Annotated in this window: 17 protein-coding genes; 3 read left to right on the forward strand and 14 right to left on the reverse strand. The window is 73.4% G+C overall.

The genetic code is table 11. The features are described from left to right. Positions 1-4: 4 nt before the first annotated feature. From AB0J21_RS16235 to AB0J21_RS16295, 13 genes are all read right to left on the reverse strand, one after another. Positions 5-904 carry an ABC transporter permease gene (locus AB0J21_RS16235; RefSeq protein ID WP_363146595.1) on the reverse strand — a complete coding sequence of 300 codons (900 nt, stop codon included), beginning with the start codon at positions 902-904 and terminating at the stop codon, positions 5-7. Next, positions 891-1,682 carry an ABC transporter ATP-binding protein gene (locus tag AB0J21_RS16240; RefSeq protein WP_363146596.1) on the reverse strand — a complete coding sequence of 264 codons (792 nt, stop codon included), beginning with the start codon at positions 1,680-1,682 and terminating at the stop codon, positions 891-893. Before AB0J21_RS16240 ends, AB0J21_RS16235 begins: the two co-directional genes overlap by 14 nt. A 69-nt stretch (positions 1,683-1,751) precedes the next feature. Beyond that, entirely contained in the window at positions 1,752-2,867 is a 1,116-nt protein-coding gene (locus tag AB0J21_RS16245; RefSeq protein WP_363146597.1) for an aliphatic sulfonate ABC transporter substrate-binding protein, read from the reverse strand. 313 nt (positions 2,868-3,180) lie between these two features. Then, complete coding sequence (locus AB0J21_RS16250) at positions 3,181-4,536, reverse strand: GTP-binding protein (RefSeq protein WP_363146598.1); 1,356 nt, start codon at positions 4,534-4,536, stop codon at positions 3,181-3,183. Between the two features lies 1 nt (position 4,537). Beyond that, positions 4,538-5,473 carry a sulfate adenylyltransferase subunit CysD gene (gene cysD, locus AB0J21_RS16255; RefSeq protein WP_363146599.1) on the reverse strand — a complete coding sequence of 312 codons (936 nt, stop codon included), beginning with the start codon at positions 5,471-5,473 and terminating at the stop codon, positions 4,538-4,540. After that, positions 5,470-6,057: an adenylyl-sulfate kinase gene (gene cysC / locus AB0J21_RS16260; RefSeq protein WP_363146600.1), complete on the reverse strand. Its 588-nt coding sequence runs from the start codon at positions 6,055-6,057 to the stop codon at positions 5,470-5,472. The genes cysD and cysC overlap by 4 nt, the downstream gene beginning before the upstream one ends. After that, positions 6,057-6,776 (reverse strand): phosphoadenylyl-sulfate reductase, encoded by a 720-nt coding sequence (locus tag AB0J21_RS16265; RefSeq protein WP_363146601.1) that lies wholly within the window; start codon positions 6,774-6,776, stop codon positions 6,057-6,059. The genes cysC and AB0J21_RS16265 overlap by 1 nt, the downstream gene beginning before the upstream one ends. Further along, complete coding sequence (locus AB0J21_RS16270; protein WP_363146602.1) at positions 6,773-6,955, reverse strand: hypothetical protein; 183 nt, start codon at positions 6,953-6,955, stop codon at positions 6,773-6,775. Before AB0J21_RS16270 ends, AB0J21_RS16265 begins: the two co-directional genes overlap by 4 nt. Beyond that, positions 6,952-8,646 (reverse strand): nitrite/sulfite reductase, encoded by a 1,695-nt coding sequence (locus tag AB0J21_RS16275; RefSeq protein ID WP_363146603.1) that lies wholly within the window; start codon positions 8,644-8,646, stop codon positions 6,952-6,954. The genes AB0J21_RS16270 and AB0J21_RS16275 overlap by 4 nt, the downstream gene beginning before the upstream one ends. Positions 8,647-8,802: 156 nt before the next feature. Beyond that, positions 8,803-8,886: a putative leader peptide gene (locus tag AB0J21_RS16280; RefSeq protein WP_363146733.1), complete on the reverse strand. Its 84-nt coding sequence runs from the start codon at positions 8,884-8,886 to the stop codon at positions 8,803-8,805. Positions 8,887-9,147: 261 nt separating this feature from the next. Next, a complete protein-coding gene (locus tag AB0J21_RS16285; protein WP_363146604.1) occupies positions 9,148-9,717 on the reverse strand; it encodes a GNAT family N-acetyltransferase in 570 nt (189 codons plus the stop codon). A 32-nt stretch (positions 9,718-9,749) separates the two neighbouring features. Then, complete coding sequence (locus AB0J21_RS16290) at positions 9,750-10,982, reverse strand: GAF domain-containing protein (protein ID WP_363146605.1); 1,233 nt, start codon at positions 10,980-10,982, stop codon at positions 9,750-9,752. Positions 10,983-11,330: 348 nt separating this feature from the next. After that, on the reverse strand, positions 11,331-12,980 hold the full coding sequence (locus tag AB0J21_RS16295) for an acyl-CoA dehydrogenase family protein (RefSeq protein WP_363146606.1): 1,650 nt from the start codon (positions 12,978-12,980) through the stop codon (positions 11,331-11,333). Positions 12,981-12,997: 17 nt separating this feature from the next. Between AB0J21_RS16295 and AB0J21_RS16300 the strand changes: the two genes are divergently transcribed. From AB0J21_RS16300 to AB0J21_RS16310, 3 genes are all read left to right on the forward strand, one after another. Next, positions 12,998-14,146: a YihY/virulence factor BrkB family protein gene (locus AB0J21_RS16300; RefSeq protein ID WP_363146607.1), complete on the forward strand. Its 1,149-nt coding sequence runs from the start codon at positions 12,998-13,000 to the stop codon at positions 14,144-14,146. A 104-nt stretch (positions 14,147-14,250) separates the two neighbouring features. Beyond that, a complete protein-coding gene (locus AB0J21_RS16305; RefSeq protein WP_363146608.1) occupies positions 14,251-15,153 on the forward strand; it encodes a DUF6597 domain-containing transcriptional factor in 903 nt (300 codons plus the stop codon). A 7-nt stretch (positions 15,154-15,160) separates the two neighbouring features. Beyond that, positions 15,161-15,901, forward strand: a complete 741-nt coding sequence (locus tag AB0J21_RS16310; RefSeq protein WP_363146609.1) for a hypothetical protein — start codon at positions 15,161-15,163, stop codon at positions 15,899-15,901. Between the two features lie 19 nt (positions 15,902-15,920). Here the strand turns inward: AB0J21_RS16310 and AB0J21_RS16315 are convergent, their stop codons facing one another. Beyond that, positions 15,921-17,219: an FAD-binding protein gene (locus tag AB0J21_RS16315; RefSeq protein WP_363146610.1), complete on the reverse strand. Its 1,299-nt coding sequence runs from the start codon at positions 17,217-17,219 to the stop codon at positions 15,921-15,923. Positions 17,220-17,244: the final 25 nt, after the last annotated feature.

A 17,244-nucleotide genomic window follows, 5' to 3' on the forward strand; every position in this document is an offset into this window, starting at 1 on the left:
CGGCTCAGTTCCTGACGAGGAGCCCGCGCGAACGCAGCACGTGCCGCTCCAGCGGGCTGAAGATGAGCAGGTCGATGGCGATCCCCACGATCAGGATCAGCAGGATCGCGAGGAAGACCATGGACATACTGCTGTTGGTGCGGCCGTTCTCCAGGAGCTGGCCGAGGCCGATCCCGAGGTCGGGCGAGGAGGCGATGATCTCAGCCGCCATCAGCGAACGCCAGGAGAAGGCCCAGCCCTGCTTGAGCCCCGCGATGTAGCCCGGCAGCGCGGCCGGCATCACGATGTGCCACGTACCGCGCAGCCCGGTCGCGCCCAGCGTCCGGCCCGCCCGCAGATACAGCGGCGGCACCTGGTCGACGCCCGCGACCAGCCCGTTGGCGATCGAGGGCACCGCGCCCAGCAGGATCACCGCGAACATCATCGAGGGCTTCAGGCCCAGCCACAGCACCGCGGGCGGCACCCAGGCCACCGAGGGCAGCGACTGGAGCCCGGACAGGATCGGCCCGATCGCCGCGCGCACGAACCGCACCCGCGACACGAGCAGCCCGAGCGGGGTGCCGATCACCAGGGCCAGCGCGAAGCCGAGCAGGCCCCGCGAGACGCTGGTCCAGATGTAGCCGAGCAGCGTCCCCTCGGTCCAGGCGGTGACCACCTCGTCCCACACCGCCGAGGGGGAGGGCAGTTTGTAGGAGTCGGTGACCTCCGCCCACACCAGGACCTGCCACACGACGAGGACCAGGAGGACCGACACCGCGGGCGGCAGCACCTTGTGCACCAGGGTGTCGCGCAGCGTGGTGCGGCGGCTGGACTGCACCGTGTCCAGCGCGTCGAGCCCCGCGAGGTCGCCCGCCTCCTCGGACTCCCTCGCCCGCTCGGCGTCCTTGATCTCAGTGCTGGCCATGGCGGCGGATCTCCCCACGCAGTTGCTCGGTGATCTCGACGGACAACTCGGCGACGGCCGTGTCCTCGATACGGCGCGGCTGCGGGATGTCCACCGTCCACTCGTGCGCCACCCGGCCCGGCCGGGAGGACAGCAGGACGACGCGCTCGGCCAGCCGCACGGCCTCGCGCACGTTGTGCGTCACGAACAGCACCGACAGGTTCGTCTCGCGCCACACCCGGGTCAGCTCGTCGTGCAGCAGGTCCCGGGTGATCGCGTCCAGCGCCGCGAACGGCTCGTCCATCAAGAGGAGTTGGCTGTCCTGGGCGAGGGCGCGGGCCAGCGCCACGCGCTGCCGCATCCCGCCCGACAGCTCGTGCACCCGCTTCCCGTACGCGCCCTGGAGCCGCACCGTGGCCAGCAGCTCCTCGGCACGCGGCCGCCGCTCGGGGCGCGGCACCCCGCGCAGTTTCAGGGCCAGTTCGATGTTCTTGCCCGCCGTGAGCCACGGGAACAGGGCGTGTTCCTGGAACATCAGGGCGGGCCGGCCGCCCGGTGTCGCGATGGTCCCCGCCGAGGGCCGGTCCAGGCCCGCGACGAGGTTGAGCAGCGTCGACTTCCCGCAGCCCGAGGCCCCCAGGAGGGTCACGAACTCGCCGGGCGCGACATCCAGGGTGATGTCGTCCAGCACGAGTTGCTGCCCGCCGGGGGTCGGGAAGGACTTCGACACGTGCGCGATACGGGCCGCGTGTTCCGTCCGGGCACTGTCGTCCTCGGCCTTGGCGAAGGTGGTCGCCACAGGTCCGTCACCTCCTGGGGGCTCTGGGCTGGGGGAGTGGTCGGCGAACTGCTCTGAGAAGGGCGTCGGTTACTTCACGCCGAGTCCGGCGTCGTCCACCGCCGGCTCGCCCTCGGCCTTCAGCACCTTGTTGAGCGGACGCAGGTCGTAGATCCCGTCGAGGTCGGGCTTCTTCAGCAGCCCGGCCTTGACCGCGTGGTCGGCCTCGCTCTGCAGCGTCGCGGCCAGCGGGTCGTCCAGGATCTGGATGGACTTCCACGCCGGGTCGAGCTGCTCGGCGGGCAGCGGCTTGCCGCTCAGCTTCTCCAGCGCCTGGTTGGCGGCCTCCTTGGCCTCCCCGCTGTGGGCGTTGATCCACGCGTTGGTCTTCACCGAACCGCGCAGCACCGCCTCGACGACGTCCGGGTGGGCCTTCAGGAACTTCTGCGACACGATGATGTTGGTGATCACGAACTTCTTGTCCGGCCACAGGTCCCGCTCGTCCAGCAGCTCCTTCGCGCCCTCGGAAACGAGCTTCGATGCGGTCGGCTCCGGAACCCAGGCCCCGTCGATGGAACCGGACTTGTAGGCGTCCGGCGTCACCTTGTTGTCGGAGCGCACCACCGAGACGTCGCCCTTGCCGCTCTGCGCGTCGACCTTCCAGCCCTTCTGCGCTATCCAGTTGAGGAAGGCCACGTCCTGCGTGTTGCCGAGCTGCGGGGTCGCGATCCGTTTGCCCTTGAGGTCGTCGAGCTTCTTGATCTTCTTCGGGTTCACCACGAGCTTGACGCCGCCGGAGGCCGAACCCCCGATGATGCGCAGGCTCTTGCCCTGCGAGGAGGCGTAGCCGTTGATGGACGGGGAGGGGCCGATGAAACCGATGTCGATCGAGCCGGAGTTCAGCGCCTCGATCTCGGAGGGGCCCGCGTTGAACGTCGACGGCTTGATCGAGGTGCCGCCCAACTCCTTCTGGAACAGCCCCTTCTCGATGCCGACCAGCGCGGTCGCGTGCGTGAGGTTCGGGAAGTAGCCGAGCTTCACGGTGTCGGTGGAGAGCTTCTTCGCATCGGCCGCGGCGGGCGCCTTCGAGCCGGAGTCGTCGCCCTCGTCGGACTTGGAGCCGTAGCCGCAGGCTGTCAGGGCGACGGCGAGCAGGGGCAGAGCGGCGGCTGCGGCGAGCGTGCGGCGCAGGCGGATGGCAGGCACGGGAGGGGGTCCTCTCGTTGGCCCGGACCTCGCGACTCCCCTGGAGACGGGGAGGGTTCAGGAGGTGCCGGGGAGGTCGGCTGGTCTTCGGCGGATCGAGTGGTGCGGGCGGAGCGGGTGCCGCTGCGAGAGCGGCCGGTGGTGCGCGAAACGGCGCGGGCCGTGGGTCACACACATCGCGCGACACCCCCGGTCCCGGCGCCCAGTGCGCCGCTGCCGACCCGGCCGCCCTCCTTGGCGAAACCGGCGTACATGTCCCGGGTGGCCGGCGGTGCGGCCCACCCGGAGCGCCGGGGCGCCCACGTGGCGGTCATCAGAAGTCCCACCCCTCGTCCTCGGGGGCGAGGGCCTCGGCGGCGGAGCGCGCGAAGGACTCCCCGGCCATGCCCGCCGCCAGCGTCGTCCCGTCCGCCGGGTCGATCAGCAGGAAGGAACCGGTGCGCCGCGAGTCGGCGTACGTGTCGAGGGCGAGGGGCTCGGCGGTGCGCACCACGACCCGGCCGATGTCGTTGGCGCAGAGCTGCCCGGGCAGGGGGTGCTGCGAGAGGTCGTCCAGCGTGAGCCGGGACGGGATCTCCTTGACGATCGCCTTGACGGTGCGCGTCGTGTGCTTGAGCAGGACCCGGTGGCCCACCGTCAGCGGCCGGTCCGCGACGTGGCACACCGTCGCCGTCACGTCCTGGGTGACCTCGGGGGCGTCGTCCGCCGGGGCGATGAGGTCGCCGCGCGAGACGTCGAGGTCGTCGGCGAGGCGCACCGTCACCGACTGCGGGGCCCACGCGATGTCGGTCTCGTGCCCCAGGGCGTCGATCCCGCTGATCGTCGAGGTCCGCCCCGAGGGCAGTACGGTGACCCGCTGGCCCACGCGCAGCGCCCCGGAGGCCACCTGGCCGGCGTACCCGCGGTAGTCGGGGTGCTCGGCGGTCTGCGGCCGGATCACGTACTGCACCGGGAAACGCCCCGGGCAGCCGGTCAGGTCGTGGCTGACGGGCACCGTCTCCAGGTGTTCGAGCACGGTCGGCCCGCCGTACCAGTCCATGCGCGCGGAGGGCTCCACGACGTTGTCCCCGGCGAGCGCCGAGATCGGGATGGCCGTCACCTCGGGGACGCCCAGCTTCGTCGCGTACGCCGTGAACTCCTCGGCTATCGCGGCGAACACCGGCTCCGCGTACTCCACGAGGTCCATCTTGTTGACGGCGAGGACGACGTGCGGGACGCGCAGCAGCGCGGCGACCGCCGCGTGCCTGCGGGTCTGCTCCACGACCCCGTTGCGCGCGTCGACGAGGACCACGGCGAGTTCGGCGGTCGAGGCACCCGTCACCATGTTGCGCGTGTACTGCACGTGCCCGGGGGTGTCGGCCAGGATGAACCGCCGCCGGGGGGTGGCGAAGTAGCGGTAGGCCACGTCGATCGTGATGCCCTGCTCACGTTCGGCGCGCAGTCCGTCGGTGAGCAGCGCGAGGTCCGGGGTGGACTGCCCGCGCCCGAGCGAGGCGCGCTCCACGGCCTCCAGCTGGTCGGTGAGGACCGACTTCGAGTCGTGCAGGAGGCGGCCGACGAGCGTCGACTTGCCGTCGTCCACGGAGCCGGCCGTCGCGAAGCGCAGCAGGGTCGTGGCGCTCGCGTCGAGGGCCTCGGCGGCGGAGGCCGGTGCGGTGCTGCTGGTCATCTTAGAAGTACCCCTCGCGCTTGCGGTCCTCCATGGCGGCCTCGGACATCTTGTCGTCGGCCCGGGTCGCACCGCGCTCGGTCAGCCGGGAGGCGGCGATCTCCGCGATCACGGCCTCCAGCGTCCGTGCGTCCGAGTCGACGGCGCCGGTGCAGGACATGTCGCCGACGGTGCGGTAGCGCACGAGGCGCCGCTCGGCCGGCTCCCCCTCCTTGGGGCCGCCCCAGTCCCCGGCGGTCAGCCACATCCCGCTGCGCGGGAACACCTCGCGCTCGTGCGCGAAGTAGATGGCGGGCAGTTCGATGTGCTCGCGGGCGATGTACTGCCACACGTCCAGCTCGGTCCAGTTCGACAGCGGGAACACCCGCACGTGCTCGCCGGGCGCGTGCCGCCCGTTGTAGAGCTGCCACAGCTCGGGGCGCTGGCGGCGCGGGTCCCACTGGGAGAACTCGTCGCGCAGCGAGAACACCCGCTCCTTGGCGCGCGCCTTCTCCTCGTCGCGCCGGCCGCCGCCGAACACCGCGTCGAAACGGTTCTGCTGGATCGCCTCGGTCAGCGGCACCGTCTGGAGCGGGTTGCGGGTGCCGTCGGGCCGCTCGCGCAGCCGCCCGTCGTCGATGTAGTCCTGCACCGAGGCGACGTGCAGCCGCAGTCCGTGCGCGGCGACCGTGCGGTCCCGGTACTCCAGCACCTCGGGGAAGTTGTGCCCCGTGTCGACGTGCAGCAGGGAGAAGGGCACCGGCGCCGGGGCGAAGGCCTTGAGCGCGAGGTGCAGCATGACGATCGAGTCCTTGCCGCCGGAGAACAGGATCACCGGTCGCTCGAACTCCCCCGCCACCTCGCGGAAGATGTGCACCGCCTCCGACTCCAGCGCGTCCAGGTGGCTGAGCGCGAACGGGCTGTCGGTGCCGCCCTGCGTCGCGGTTGCCGTGGTCATACGAGACCCCTCTCCTTGAGCAGCGCGTACAGCGCCGAAGCGGATTCGGCCGGTGTCTGCCCCTGCGACTCGATACGCAGGTCGGGCGAGGCCGGCTCCTCGTAGGGGTCGTCCACCCCGGTCAGCCCGGACAGTTCACCCGCCGCCTGCTTCGCGTACAGGCCCTTCACGTCGCGTACCGCGCACACCTCGACCGGGGTCGCGACATGCACCTCGACGTAGCCGGTGGACTCCGCCTGGTGCCGCTTGCGCACCGCCTCCCGGCTGTCCGCGTACGGGGCGATGACCGGCACCAGTGTCAACACGCCGTTGGAGGCGAGCAGTTCGGCGACGAAACCGATGCGCTGCACGTTGGTGTCGCGGTCGCCGCGGCCGAAACCGAGCCCGGCCGAGAGGAAGGTGCGGATCTCGTCGCCGTCCAGGACCTCCACCCGGCGCCCCTCGGCGCGCAGCCGGCCCGCGAGTTCGTGGGCGATGGTGGTCTTGCCGGCGCTCGGCAGACCCGTGAGCCAGACGGTGGCTCCGGTCACGTCTTTCTCCTCGCTCTGCCCCGGGAACGCCCGGTGCGGGATGGTCCTCGTCATCAGCCGTGCAGACCGCACTCGGTCTTCGCGCTGCCCGACCAGCGGCCGGCCCGGGCGTCCTCGCCCTCCAGCAGCCGCCGGGTGCACGGGGCGCAGCCCACCGAGCCGTAGCCGTCCATGAGCAACGGGTTGGTGAGCACGCCGTGTTCGGTGACGTACGCGTCGACGTCCTGCTGCGTCCAGCGGGCGATCGGCGACACCTTGACCTTCTGCCGCTTCTCGTCCCAGCTCACGACCGGGGTGTTCGCCCGGGTCGGCGACTCGTCGCGGCGCAGGCCCGTCGCCCAGGCCGCGTAGCCGGCGAGGCCCTCCTGAAGCGGGGCGACCTTGCGCAGGGCGCAGCACCGGTCCGGGTCGCGGTCGTGCAGCTTCGGGCCCAACTCGGCGTCCTGCTCGGCGACCGACTGGCGCGGGGTGAGCGTGATGACGTGCACGTCCATCACGGCGGCGACCGCGTCGCGGGTGCCGATGGTCTCCGGGAAGTGGTAGCCGGTGTCCAGGAACACCACGTCCACGCCGGGCCTGGCCCGCGAGGCGAGGTGCGCGACCACGGCGTCCTCCATCGAGGAGGTCACGCAGAAGCGGCTGCCGAAGGTGCCGGCCGCCCACTGGAGGATCTCCAGGGCCGGGGCCTCCTCCAGCTCGCGGCCCGCCCGCTCGGCGAGCGCGGCCAGTTCGGACGGCTGCGCGTCCTGGGATATCGGGGTGATGGTCGTCATGAGAGCTGATCCCCTTCGCCGTCGTGGCGCTGAAGTCCCCGGGCGAGCAGCCCGAGGAACTTCAGTTGGAAGGCCCGGTTGCAGGCCGCGCATTCCCAGCAGCCGTGCCCCTGCTCGCCGGGCCGCAGGTCCTCGTCCCCGCAGTAGGGGCAGTAGAAGGGCGCCGCGCGCTCACTCACGACAGGGCCTCCGCGTCCGCGCGGGCCGCCCAGGTCGCGAAACGCTCGCCCTCCTCGCGGTCCTCCTGGAAACGGCGCAGCACGCGCTCGACGTAGTCCGGGAGTTGTTCCGAGGTGACCTTCAGCCCGCGCACCTTGCGGCCGAAACCGGCCTGGAGGCCGAGCGCGCCGCCCAGGTGGACCTGGAAGCCCTCGACCTGCCGGCCGTTCTCGTCCATGACGAGCTGGCCCTTGAGGCCGATGTCGGCGACCTGGATACGGGCGCAGGCGTTCGGGCAGCCGTTGAGGTTGATGGTGACCGGCTCGTCGAACTCCGGCAGCCTGCGCTCCAGTTCGTCGATGAGCGAGGCGCCGCGCGCCTTCGTCTCGACGATCGCGAGCTTGCAGAACTCGATGCCCGTGCAGGCCATCGTGCCGCGCCGGAACGGTGAGGGGTGGACGACGAGGTCCAGCGCCTCCAGGCCCGCCACGAGCGAGTCGACCCGGTCCTCGGCGACGTCGAGCACCAGCATCTTCTGCTCGACGGTCGTGCGCAGCCGCCCCGAGCCGTGCTCCGCCGCGAGGTCGGCGATCTTGGTGAGGACGGTGCCGTCGACCCGGCCCACCCGCGGGGCGAAGCCCACGTAGAACAGGCCGTCCTTCTGCCGGTGCACCCCGACGTGGTCGCGCCAGCGCTCGACCGGGTCGGCCGGGGCCGGGCCGTCCACGAGCTTGCGGTGCAGGTACTCGTCCTCCAGCACCTGCCGGAACTTCTCCGCGCCCCAGTCGGCGACCAGGAACTTCAGCCGGGCCCGGGTGCGCAGCCGCCGGTAGCCGTAGTCACGGAAGATCGACAGGACACCGACGTGGACGTCGGGGACCTCCTCCAGCGGCACCCAGGCGCCCAGCCGCACGCCGATCTTCGGGTTGGTCGACAGCCCGCCGCCCACCCACAGGTCGAAACCCGGTCCGTGCTCGGGGTGGTCGACGCCGACGAAGGCGATGTCGTTGATCTCGTGCGCGACGTCCAGCAGCGGGGAGCCCGACACGGCCGTCTTGAACTTGCGCGGCAGGTTCGAGAACTCCGGGTTGCCGACGACCCGGCGGTGGATCTCCTCGATCGCCGGGGTGCCGTCGATGATCTCGTCCTCGGCGATGCCCGCGACCGGGGAGCCGAGCACGACGCGCGGGGTGTCCCCGCACGCCTCGGTCGTGGACAGGCCCACGGCCTCCAGCCGCCGCCAGATCTCCGGGACGTCCTCGATCCTGATCCAGTGGTACTGGACGTTCTGGCGGTCCGTCAGGTCCGCCGTGCCGCGCGCGAACTCCTGCGAGACCTCGCCGATCACCCGCAACTGCTCGGTCGTCAGCCGCCCGCCGTCGATCCGCACCCGGAGCATGAAGTACTCGTCGTCCAGCTCCTCCGGCTCCAGTACGGCCGTTTTGCCGCCGTCGATCCCGGGCCGGCGCTGCGTGTACAGCCCCCACCAGCGCATCCGGCCGCGCAGGTCGTTCGGGTCGATCGAGTCGAAACCCGCCTTGGAGTAGATCGTCTCAATACGTGTCCGTACGTTGAGACCGTCGTCGTCCTTCTTGAACTGCTCGTTGCCGTTGAGCGGGGTGAAGTGTCCTACGGCCCACTGTCCTTCGCCGCGGTGACGGCCGGTCTTGCGTCGCGGTGCGGGTGCGGGGGGCGTGGGGGCGTCGGCCATGGCGATACGTCCTTCGAGACGGCAGGCGGGCGGCTCCGGCCTTGCGCGTACGGGCATGCGTGCGCGGCGCTGCGCAGGCGATGGCGGGGAGGGGCGGCTCAGGAAGCGGCGGGTGGAGACAGGGGGCGGGCGGTTCTCGCGGCGGAACCGGGACCGTCAGCGCGCCCGACAGATGGCGCTGGACATGCGGCCGAGATCGACGTGCCGCCGACTCACCAAGGCGATTCCAGCTGAAGACATGACGGAAGCGTGGCACGAGGATCTCGGGCCAGTCCACCATTATCCGGAATGTGGACGAACGTGTCCCGAATAGCGAGACGCATGGGTGGGGGCGGAGGGGCGGAAGCGACGGTGCGCGGGCGCGGGAGGGACGCGGGCGGGAGCGGAGGGGAGACCGGGCGCCTTCGTGCGGGAGCCGTCACCGCCGCACTCACCGCCGCACTCACCGCCGCCCTCGCCCCGCCTCCGCGCGCCTGCCCGCCCCGCCCACGTCCGCCGCGCTCAGAGCCCGGCGCCCGGCCAGGGGCCCGGCGTCGCGAGCAACGGCTCCTCCTCGGTGCGGGTCTCGAACACCGTGAAGCCCCGGCGCCGGTAGTTCTCCAGGGCGTGCGGACCGTCCTTGCTGCACGTGTGCAGCCACACCCGCTTGCTCACGTCGCGCTCGGGATGCCGCAACGCGAGGTCCCACGCGCGCGCGGTCGCGTACGACAGGAGGTGACCGCCGATACCGCGCCCCCGGAAGGCCGGGAGCAGCCCGAAGTAGACGATCTCCACGGCGCCCTCGTCCTGGCCGGCCAGTTCCGCGAAGCCGGCGGGCGTGCCGTTCTCGTACGCCACCCAGGTCTCGGTGCCCGGCCGCTCCAGCACCTCCCGCCACTCGCGGTGGCTCCACGACAGCCGGTCGGTCCAGGTCACGTCCTGGCCCACCGCCGTGTAGAGGAAACGGCTGAACTCGGGGGAGGGGACCTCGGCACGGGCCACCCGCACCGTGTCGGGGGCGCCCCCGGCCGGGCGCAGGTCGCCCGGCGAGGTCTGCTCCAGGGACCACGTGGTCACAGTGATGCTGCTCATGACGTCAGCGAACCACGAGGGTCCCGCCGCCCTCACCGCGCCCCCGGTTCCTCCCCGCGCGCCCGCCGTACCAGCGGGGCCGCCGAGTGCGGCAGCAGGGCCGCCGGTTCGCGCGGGGCGAGCACCTCCACCTCGTAGCCCTCCCGGAAGCGGTACGGGCGGTGGTCGAGCACCCCGCGCAGGGTCCGCCGCACCCGGGACAGCTCCGCGCGCACCGTCACCGTCCTGCTGGCATCGCCGAACAGGTCCACCGCGAGCTGCGCCGCCGAGCGCCCCTCCCGGCGCACCGCGAGCGCGTACAGGAGTTCGGCGTGGCGCGGGCTCAGGTCCCGGGTCCAGGAACCCGCGGGTCCCGACACCGTCACCGTCGCGCGACGGGCCGCGCTCAGGTCGAGGACGACCCGCCCCGGCGCCTCGTCCCCCACCCCCTCGTCCTCCGCGACGGCCCGCAACAGCCAGCCGCCCGGGAGCGGTTCCACCGCGCACAGGCCCAGCGAGGGCACCCGGACGCGGCCCGGCGGGGCCCCGGCGGTCAGGGCGCCGGGCAGTTGCAGCCGGTCGCACGGGGCGAGCCCGGTGACCCCGGCCACCCAGCCGTCCGGGTCGACCGCGACCGCCCGGCCGCCCACCGACCACAGGACGGGCGCCGCGACCGAACGCAGCCGCTCGACGGCCTCCAGGTGGTGCACCCGCAGCGTGGACTCCGCGAGCCGGGCCACCGAGTCCACCAGCGCGAGCGCCGCCGGGTGGAAGGTCGACTGGGGGCCGCTCAGGTCGACCACGCCCAGCAGCTTCCCGTCCCGCGGGTCGTGCACCGGGGACGCGGCGCACGTCCAGCGGTGCAGGCGCCGCACGTAGTGCTCGCGGGCGTGCACCTGGACGGCGGAACCCGTCGCGAGCGCCGTGCCGATCGCGTTGGTCCCGGTCGCCTCCTCCGCCCACACGGTGCCCTCCGCGAGGTGGATGCCCTGCGCGAGCCGCAGCGCCCGGTGGCTGCCGGAACGCCACAGCACGCGGCCCTCGGCGTCCGTCACCACCATGACCTGCCCCGCCGTCTCGGACACGGCGGAGGCCAGGCCGCGGCCCAGCACCGGGAGCGCCTCCCGCATCCGCGAGCCGCGTCTGCGCCACTCCAGCGCGTCCGCCGTCAGCGGGGCGCCCTCCAGGTCCTGGTGCGGATCGAGTCCGCCGCGCCGCACCCGGCGCCACGACGCGTCGATGACCGGACGGGGCGGGCCGTCCGGCCCGGCCTGCGTGATCCGCACGGGAGGCTCCCGAAACTCGTGCCGCCGGCGCGGGACCGACGGAGGTGGTGCCGACGTGACCGCCGGCGCGAGGGGCACCCCCCATCCTCGCGGTGCGGGCCCCCTCGCCGCCGGGAATCGGCCATTCGATTGCAACCCCTTGCAACTCTCGCGACCGGGGCCCGCGGCACCCGATGCTGGGCGCGGCGCCGCTCGACGGCGCCGCGTGCCCCTCGCGGGGCGCTGTGAGCGGGGGTGGTGCCGTGTCGGCGCAGCATCACCCCCGCCCCCCCTTCCCGCCCCGCCTCGGCCCGGTACGCACACCTCGTACCGAGGACTGGCGCGGAGACCTGGCACGGACACCCTTGTTCAGGACGGGAGTTCGACCCGGGCGCGTTCCACGATCGCCCCGGTCGGCAGCGGATGCGCGAGCGTCCCGAAGGCCCGGCCCCAGTCCCCGCCCAGGCGCGAGCCGCAGAAGGCGTCGGCGACCTCCGGGGGCGCGTGGCGCACCAGCAGCGAGCCCTGGAGCACGAGCGCCATGCGCTCCACGAGCCGCCGCGCCCGCGCCTCGATCCCGTCCAGGTCCGACAGTTCGTGCAGCAGCTCCTTGACGGCCGCGTCCAGCCGGTGGTCGGCGCCCCGGGCCCGGCCGACCTCCGTGAGGAAGGCGTCGAGCGCCCGCGGCTCCCGGTTCAGGGCCCGCAGCACGTCGAGCGCCTGCACGTTGCCCGAGCCCTCCCACAGCGAGTTCAGCGGCGCTTCACGCAGCAGCCTCGGCATGCCGGACTCCTCGACGTAGCCGTTGCCGCCCAGGCACTCCAGCGCCTCCGCCACGAGCGGCGTGCAGCGTTTGGTCACCCAGTACTTGGCGGCGGGCACCGCGAGCCGCAGCAGCGCCCGCTCCCGCTCGTCACCGGCCGCGGCCGCGTCGTAGGCCGCCGCGAGCCGCAGCCCGAGCGTCGTGGCCGCCTCCGACTCCAGGGCGAGGTCGGCCAGAACATTGCGCATCAGAGGCTTGTCCACGAGCGGGCCGCCGAACGCCTCCCGGTGCGCGGCGTGGTGCACGGCCTGCGCGACGGCCTGCCGCATGACCGCCGCCGAGCCCAGGACGCAGTCCAGCCGGGTCGCGGCGACCATCTCGATGATCGTGCGCACCCCGCGCCCCTCCTCGCCGACCCGCCGCGCCCACGTCCCGTCGAACTCGACCTCGCCCGACGCGTTCGACTTGTTGCCGAGCTTGTCCTTGAGCCGCTGGATCGCGAACACGTTGCGCTCCCCGTCCGGCAGGACCCGGGGCACGAGGAAGCAGGTGAGACCGTCCGGCGCCTGCCCGAGCACCAGGAAGCCGTCCGACATCGGGGCGGAGCAGAACCACTTGTGGCCGGTCAGCGCGTACTCGCCCTCGCCCGGCAGCCCGCGGGCGAGCGTCGTGTTGGCGCGGACGTCGCTGCCGCCCTGCTTCTCCGTCATGCCCATCCCGAACAGCGCCCCGGCCTTCCGCGCGGCCGGCCGCAGCCCCTCCTCGTACACCCGGGAGGTCAGCAGCGGCTCCCACTGCCCGGCCAGCGCCGGTTCCGCGCGCAGCGCGGGGACGGCCGCGTGCGTCATCGACAGCGGGCAGCCGTGCCCCGCCTCCGCCTGGGTCCACACGAGGAAGCCGGCGGCCCGGCGCACGTGCCCGCCCGGCCGGTTCCAGGCGTTCGTGAGCCCGGCGGACACGGCGTGGCCGAGCAGCCGGTGCCACGCGGGATGGAAGTCCACCTCGTCGATCCGGTGGCCGTAGCGGTCGTGGGTGCGCAGCGTCGGCGGGTTCTCGTTCGCCTGCGCCCCCCACTCCTGCGCCTGGGCCGAGCCGGCCGAGCGGCCCAGCTCCGTCAGCTCGGTTCGGGCCTCGTCGAGCAAGGCCGCGTCCAGGTGCCGTTCGACGGCCTCGGTGAGGGCCCGGTCGGAGCCGTAGACGTCGTACCCGACCAGGGGCGGAGGCTGGTTGGTCACTGTGTGGGTGCTGGCTGCCATACGGATACGGTAAGGAGGTGCACCAGGCAAAAGAAACAGCTGCGCGGCGACGTCCCGGGCGGCTCAGGCGCGTCCGTGCGCTCTACCGCAACGTCTCCAAGCGCAGGACCGCCTGGCTGCTGATCAAGGACACCGTCAACTCCTGCATGGAGTACCGCATCCTCGGCCTCGCAGCCGAGGCCGCGTTCTTCACCCTGCTGTCCGTTCCGCCGCTGCTGCTGTGCCTGCTGGGACTGCTCGGTTACGTCGACGCGTGGACCGGCGCGGACACCATCGCGAGCGTCGAGCGCAACATCCTCGACGCCTCCCGCACCGTCCTGTCCGACCAGGGGGTGCGCGAGATCGCCGAGCCCATCTTCGAGGACGTCACCCGGGGCCGGATCGACATCATCTCCCTCGGCTTCGTCTTCGCGCTGTGGTCCGGTTCGCGCGCCGTGAGCGTCTTCATCGACACGATCACCGTGATGTACGGCCTCGACGGGGTGCGCGGCATCGTCAGCACGCGACTGCTCTCCTTCGGCCTGTTCGTCGTGGGCCTCGCGATCGGCTCGGTCGCGCTGCCGCTGCTGGTCGCGGGCCCCGACACGGTGGTGGACGTCCTGCCGTGGAGCGAGACGGCCGTCCAGATCCTGTACTGGCCCGTCGTCATCGTCCTGTCCGTCATCTTCCTGACGACGCTGTACCACGTGTCCGTGCCGGTGCGCTCCCCGTGGATCGAGGACGTCCCCGGTTCCTTCGTCGCCCTCGCGATGTGGGTCGTGTGCAGCGCCCTGTTGCGCATCTACCTCACCTCGACCATCGAGGGCCCCACCATCTACGGTTCGCTCGCCGCGCCCGTCGCGGTCCTCCTGTGGATCGGCGTCTCCGCCTTCGCCGTCCTCGTCGGCGCCGCCGTCAACGCGGCCATCGACCGCGTGTGGCCCTCCGTGGCGACCGCCGCGGGCCGCGCCGCCAACGAACGGGCCCGGGAGGCCGAGGCAGCCGAGGTGATCGCGCGGGCCGCCGCCGTCCGGGCCGCCCGCCCGGAGGACTCCGCGGACCCCGACATGCCCTCCGAGTACCCCGAGCGCTGGTCCCGCTTCCTGCCCCCGGAGGACGTCGGCTCCCGCCTGCGCACCCACGTCAAACACGCCCCGAAACACGCGAAGCGGCCACCGGGGGAGTAGGGCGACCACTCGGGGTCCCCGCCGTCCGGCGGCGCGACCGTGCCCGGATGCCACCATGGCCGCATGGACGCAGTGAGTACCCCCGGGCCCGGGGGTGGCCCCGTATGACCTACCGCGAACGCCCCTCCGCGCTGCCCGGGGCCGTCCTGTGGACGCGGGAGGCCGGTGGGGTGCCGCCGTCCGTCCCCGGCTGCCCGGTGCTGCCGGACGGCTGCATGGATCTGCTGTGGAGCGAGGACACCGGGCTGCTCGTCGCCGGACCCGACGTGCGGGCCCACCAGCCCGCCGAGACCGCCGGGGCGGCCGTGCGCTGGGCCGGTCTGCGGTTCGCGCCGGGGGCCGCGCCCGCCCTGCTCGGGGTGCCCGCACGCGAACTGCTGGGGCGGCGGGTGCCGCTCGCCGAGCTGTGGCCCGCCCACCGGGCCGTACGGCTGCGGGACCGGGTGGCGCGCGCCGGGGAGCCGGCCGCCGGGCTGGAGGCGGCCGGGCTGGAACTGGCGGGTGCCACGGGAGCGGCCGACCCGCTGGTGGCGGCGCTCGTGGCCGGGGCGCGGGCGGGCAGGCCGCTCGACCGGATCGCCGAACGGACCGGGGCCGGGGCGCGGCTCCTGCACCGCAGGGCCGTCGCCGCCTTCGGCTACGGGCCGCGCACCCTCACCCGCGTCCTGCGCCTGCAACGCGCCCTGCCCCTCCCAGCGCCACGGCAGGCAACGTTCGCCCCGTCGCGACGCCCGGCACGCCCTCTCGCCGCACCGGCCGAAAGCCCAAGTACGTCCAGTACGAGGGCTTCCGGCCGGCACGCCGAGAGCACGCACCGGACGCCGCTCCTTGACGGGCGAACGATGCCTGCCGTGGCGCTAGACGCGGGGCTGCCCCTCGCCGAGACCGCCGTCCGCTCCGGCTACGCCGACCAGCCCCACCTCGGCCGCGAGGTGAAGGCCCTCACCGGGCTCACCCCGGCCCAACTACGCACCCTGCGTAGGCCCCTGGCGGTCGAGCACGCATGATGGGCTCATGAGAAGACCCGCCCCGCCCGCCGTCCGTGCGACCGCCGCCGTCCTGCTGCCCGCCGCCCTGCTCCTGCTCACCGCCTGCGGGAGCGAGCAGGCCCACGGAAGCGGCCGGGTGGAGGTGGAGCGGGCCGGTGGGGCGAGTGGGGCCGGTGGGGCCGACGCGGGTGCCTCGCCCACCGCCTCGTCCACCGTCTCGCCGACTGCCGCCGCGGCCCCCGATCCGGCCGTCCTCGCGGCCCGGGCCGCGACCGCGCAGGTGCCCCTGGAGAAGGTCTACGTCGCCGAGGTGCCGGGGTTCCGGCTCGCCGTGCAGTCCGTGGGCCCCGTGGACGAGGACGGCTTCCAGAGCTCCGCCACCGACGCGCACGGCGCGATCGTCCGGCTGACCGTCGACGACAGCGCCCCGCTCACCGCGAGCACCTGCTCCGCCGTGTCCCTCGGGGACGGGCCGGGCGCCGTCCACTGCGCCCCCGAGAGCGGCGGCCTGTGGTACCTGACGGCGGGCGAGCAGCACGCCTACGTACGGCAGCAGGGCGCCCTGCGCATCACCCTGGCCGCGCCCGGCCCGGCCGTCTCCCGCGCACTGCTGCGGGACGCCGTCCGCGCCGCGCACCGCGCGGACCCGGCCGAACTCGACCGGACCCTGCCCACCGCCACGGCCTTCCCGGCGCCCGTGGAGCGCGGGGACCTGCCGCCCGTCGGCGACGGCGCCCCGCTCAACGAGGTCGGCGCCTCCGGCTGAGCACCGCGAGGCCCCGTGCTCAGGCCCCGAGCGCCTCCCGTACGAAGGCGTTGGAGAAGCAGCCCTCCGGGTCCAGCTCCGCGGCCAGGGCGGCGAAGTCGGGCATCCGGGGCCACAGCGCACCCAGCGCCGAGGGGGCGATCGTGCTCACCTTGCCCCAGTGCGGCCGGGCCGCGAACGGGGCGAGCGCCTCCTCCAGCCGTCCGAGGACGGGGGCGAGCGCCGCGCCGTCCGGCAGCCACGTGAAGTGCAGACCCACGGTGTCCCTCCCGTACGCGGGGCTCAGCCACAGCCGGTCGGCGGCCATGGTGCGCACCTCGCACACCTGGAGGACGGGCACCAGGGCCTCGCGTATCGCGGCCACCGCGTGCAGCGCCCCGAGCGCGGCCGAACGCGGCACCAGGTACTCGGACTGGAGTTCGGCGCCGTTGCTCGGCGTGAACTCGGGCCGGAAGTGCGGCAGTCGCTCGCACCACGGTCCGGGCGCCCCGAACTGCGGGGTGCAGTTCTCCGCCGGCATCCCGGGCACCGGATGCATCGCGACCTCGGCGGGGCGTGCCCACGGGAAGTGCGGCGCACCGGTCTCCGTCCGCTTCAGCCACACCTGGTCGAAGCCGGCGTGCTGCCAGCCGGTGAACAGGCTCACGCTGTAGCCCGCGCCGGTGATCGCGTCGAACTCCTCGTCCAGCACGCCGAGTTCCAGTCCGGAGAACACGTCCTGCCGCACCTCGAAGGCGGGCACCAGATCCAGGGTGAGCGCGGTGACGACACCGAGCGCCCCGAGCGAGACGACCGCTCCCTCGAAACGCTCCCCGTCCTTGTCCCGCGACAGGGACAGCGCCTCGCCCGAGGCCGTGACCAGCTCGACGCCGCGCACCTGCGTCGCGAGCGAGCCGAGCCCGTTCCCCGAGCCGTGCGTCCCGGTGGCGACCGAACCGGCCACCGAGATGTGCGGCAGCGAGGCCATGTTGGGCAGCGCCAGCCCGTGCGTGTGCACGACCCGGGCCAGCTCGGCGTAGCGGACGCCGCCGCCCACCCGTACCGTCCGCGCCGCCTCGTCCACCTCGATCAGCGAGGGGAGACCGGCGAGCGACACGAGGAGACCGTCGCGGTCGTCCGGGTCGGCGATCCGGTTGAAGGAGTGCCCGCTGCCCAGCACCCGCACCCGCCGGGCGTCCGCGACGAGCCCGCTCAGCTCGTCCACCGAGGCCGGCCGGTGCAGGACGGAAGGGGTGAAGGTGATGTTCCCGGCCCAGTTGCGCACGGGTCCGGCCACGCTGCGGGGAGCGCCGCTCCCGCTGTCACTGTCGCTGCTCATGCGGTGGATCATCTCATCGGGCCCG

It is taken from the genome of Streptomyces sp. NPDC049954 (genome assembly GCF_040656295.1).
Classification (GTDB): Bacteria; Actinomycetota; Actinomycetes; order Streptomycetales; family Streptomycetaceae; genus Streptomyces.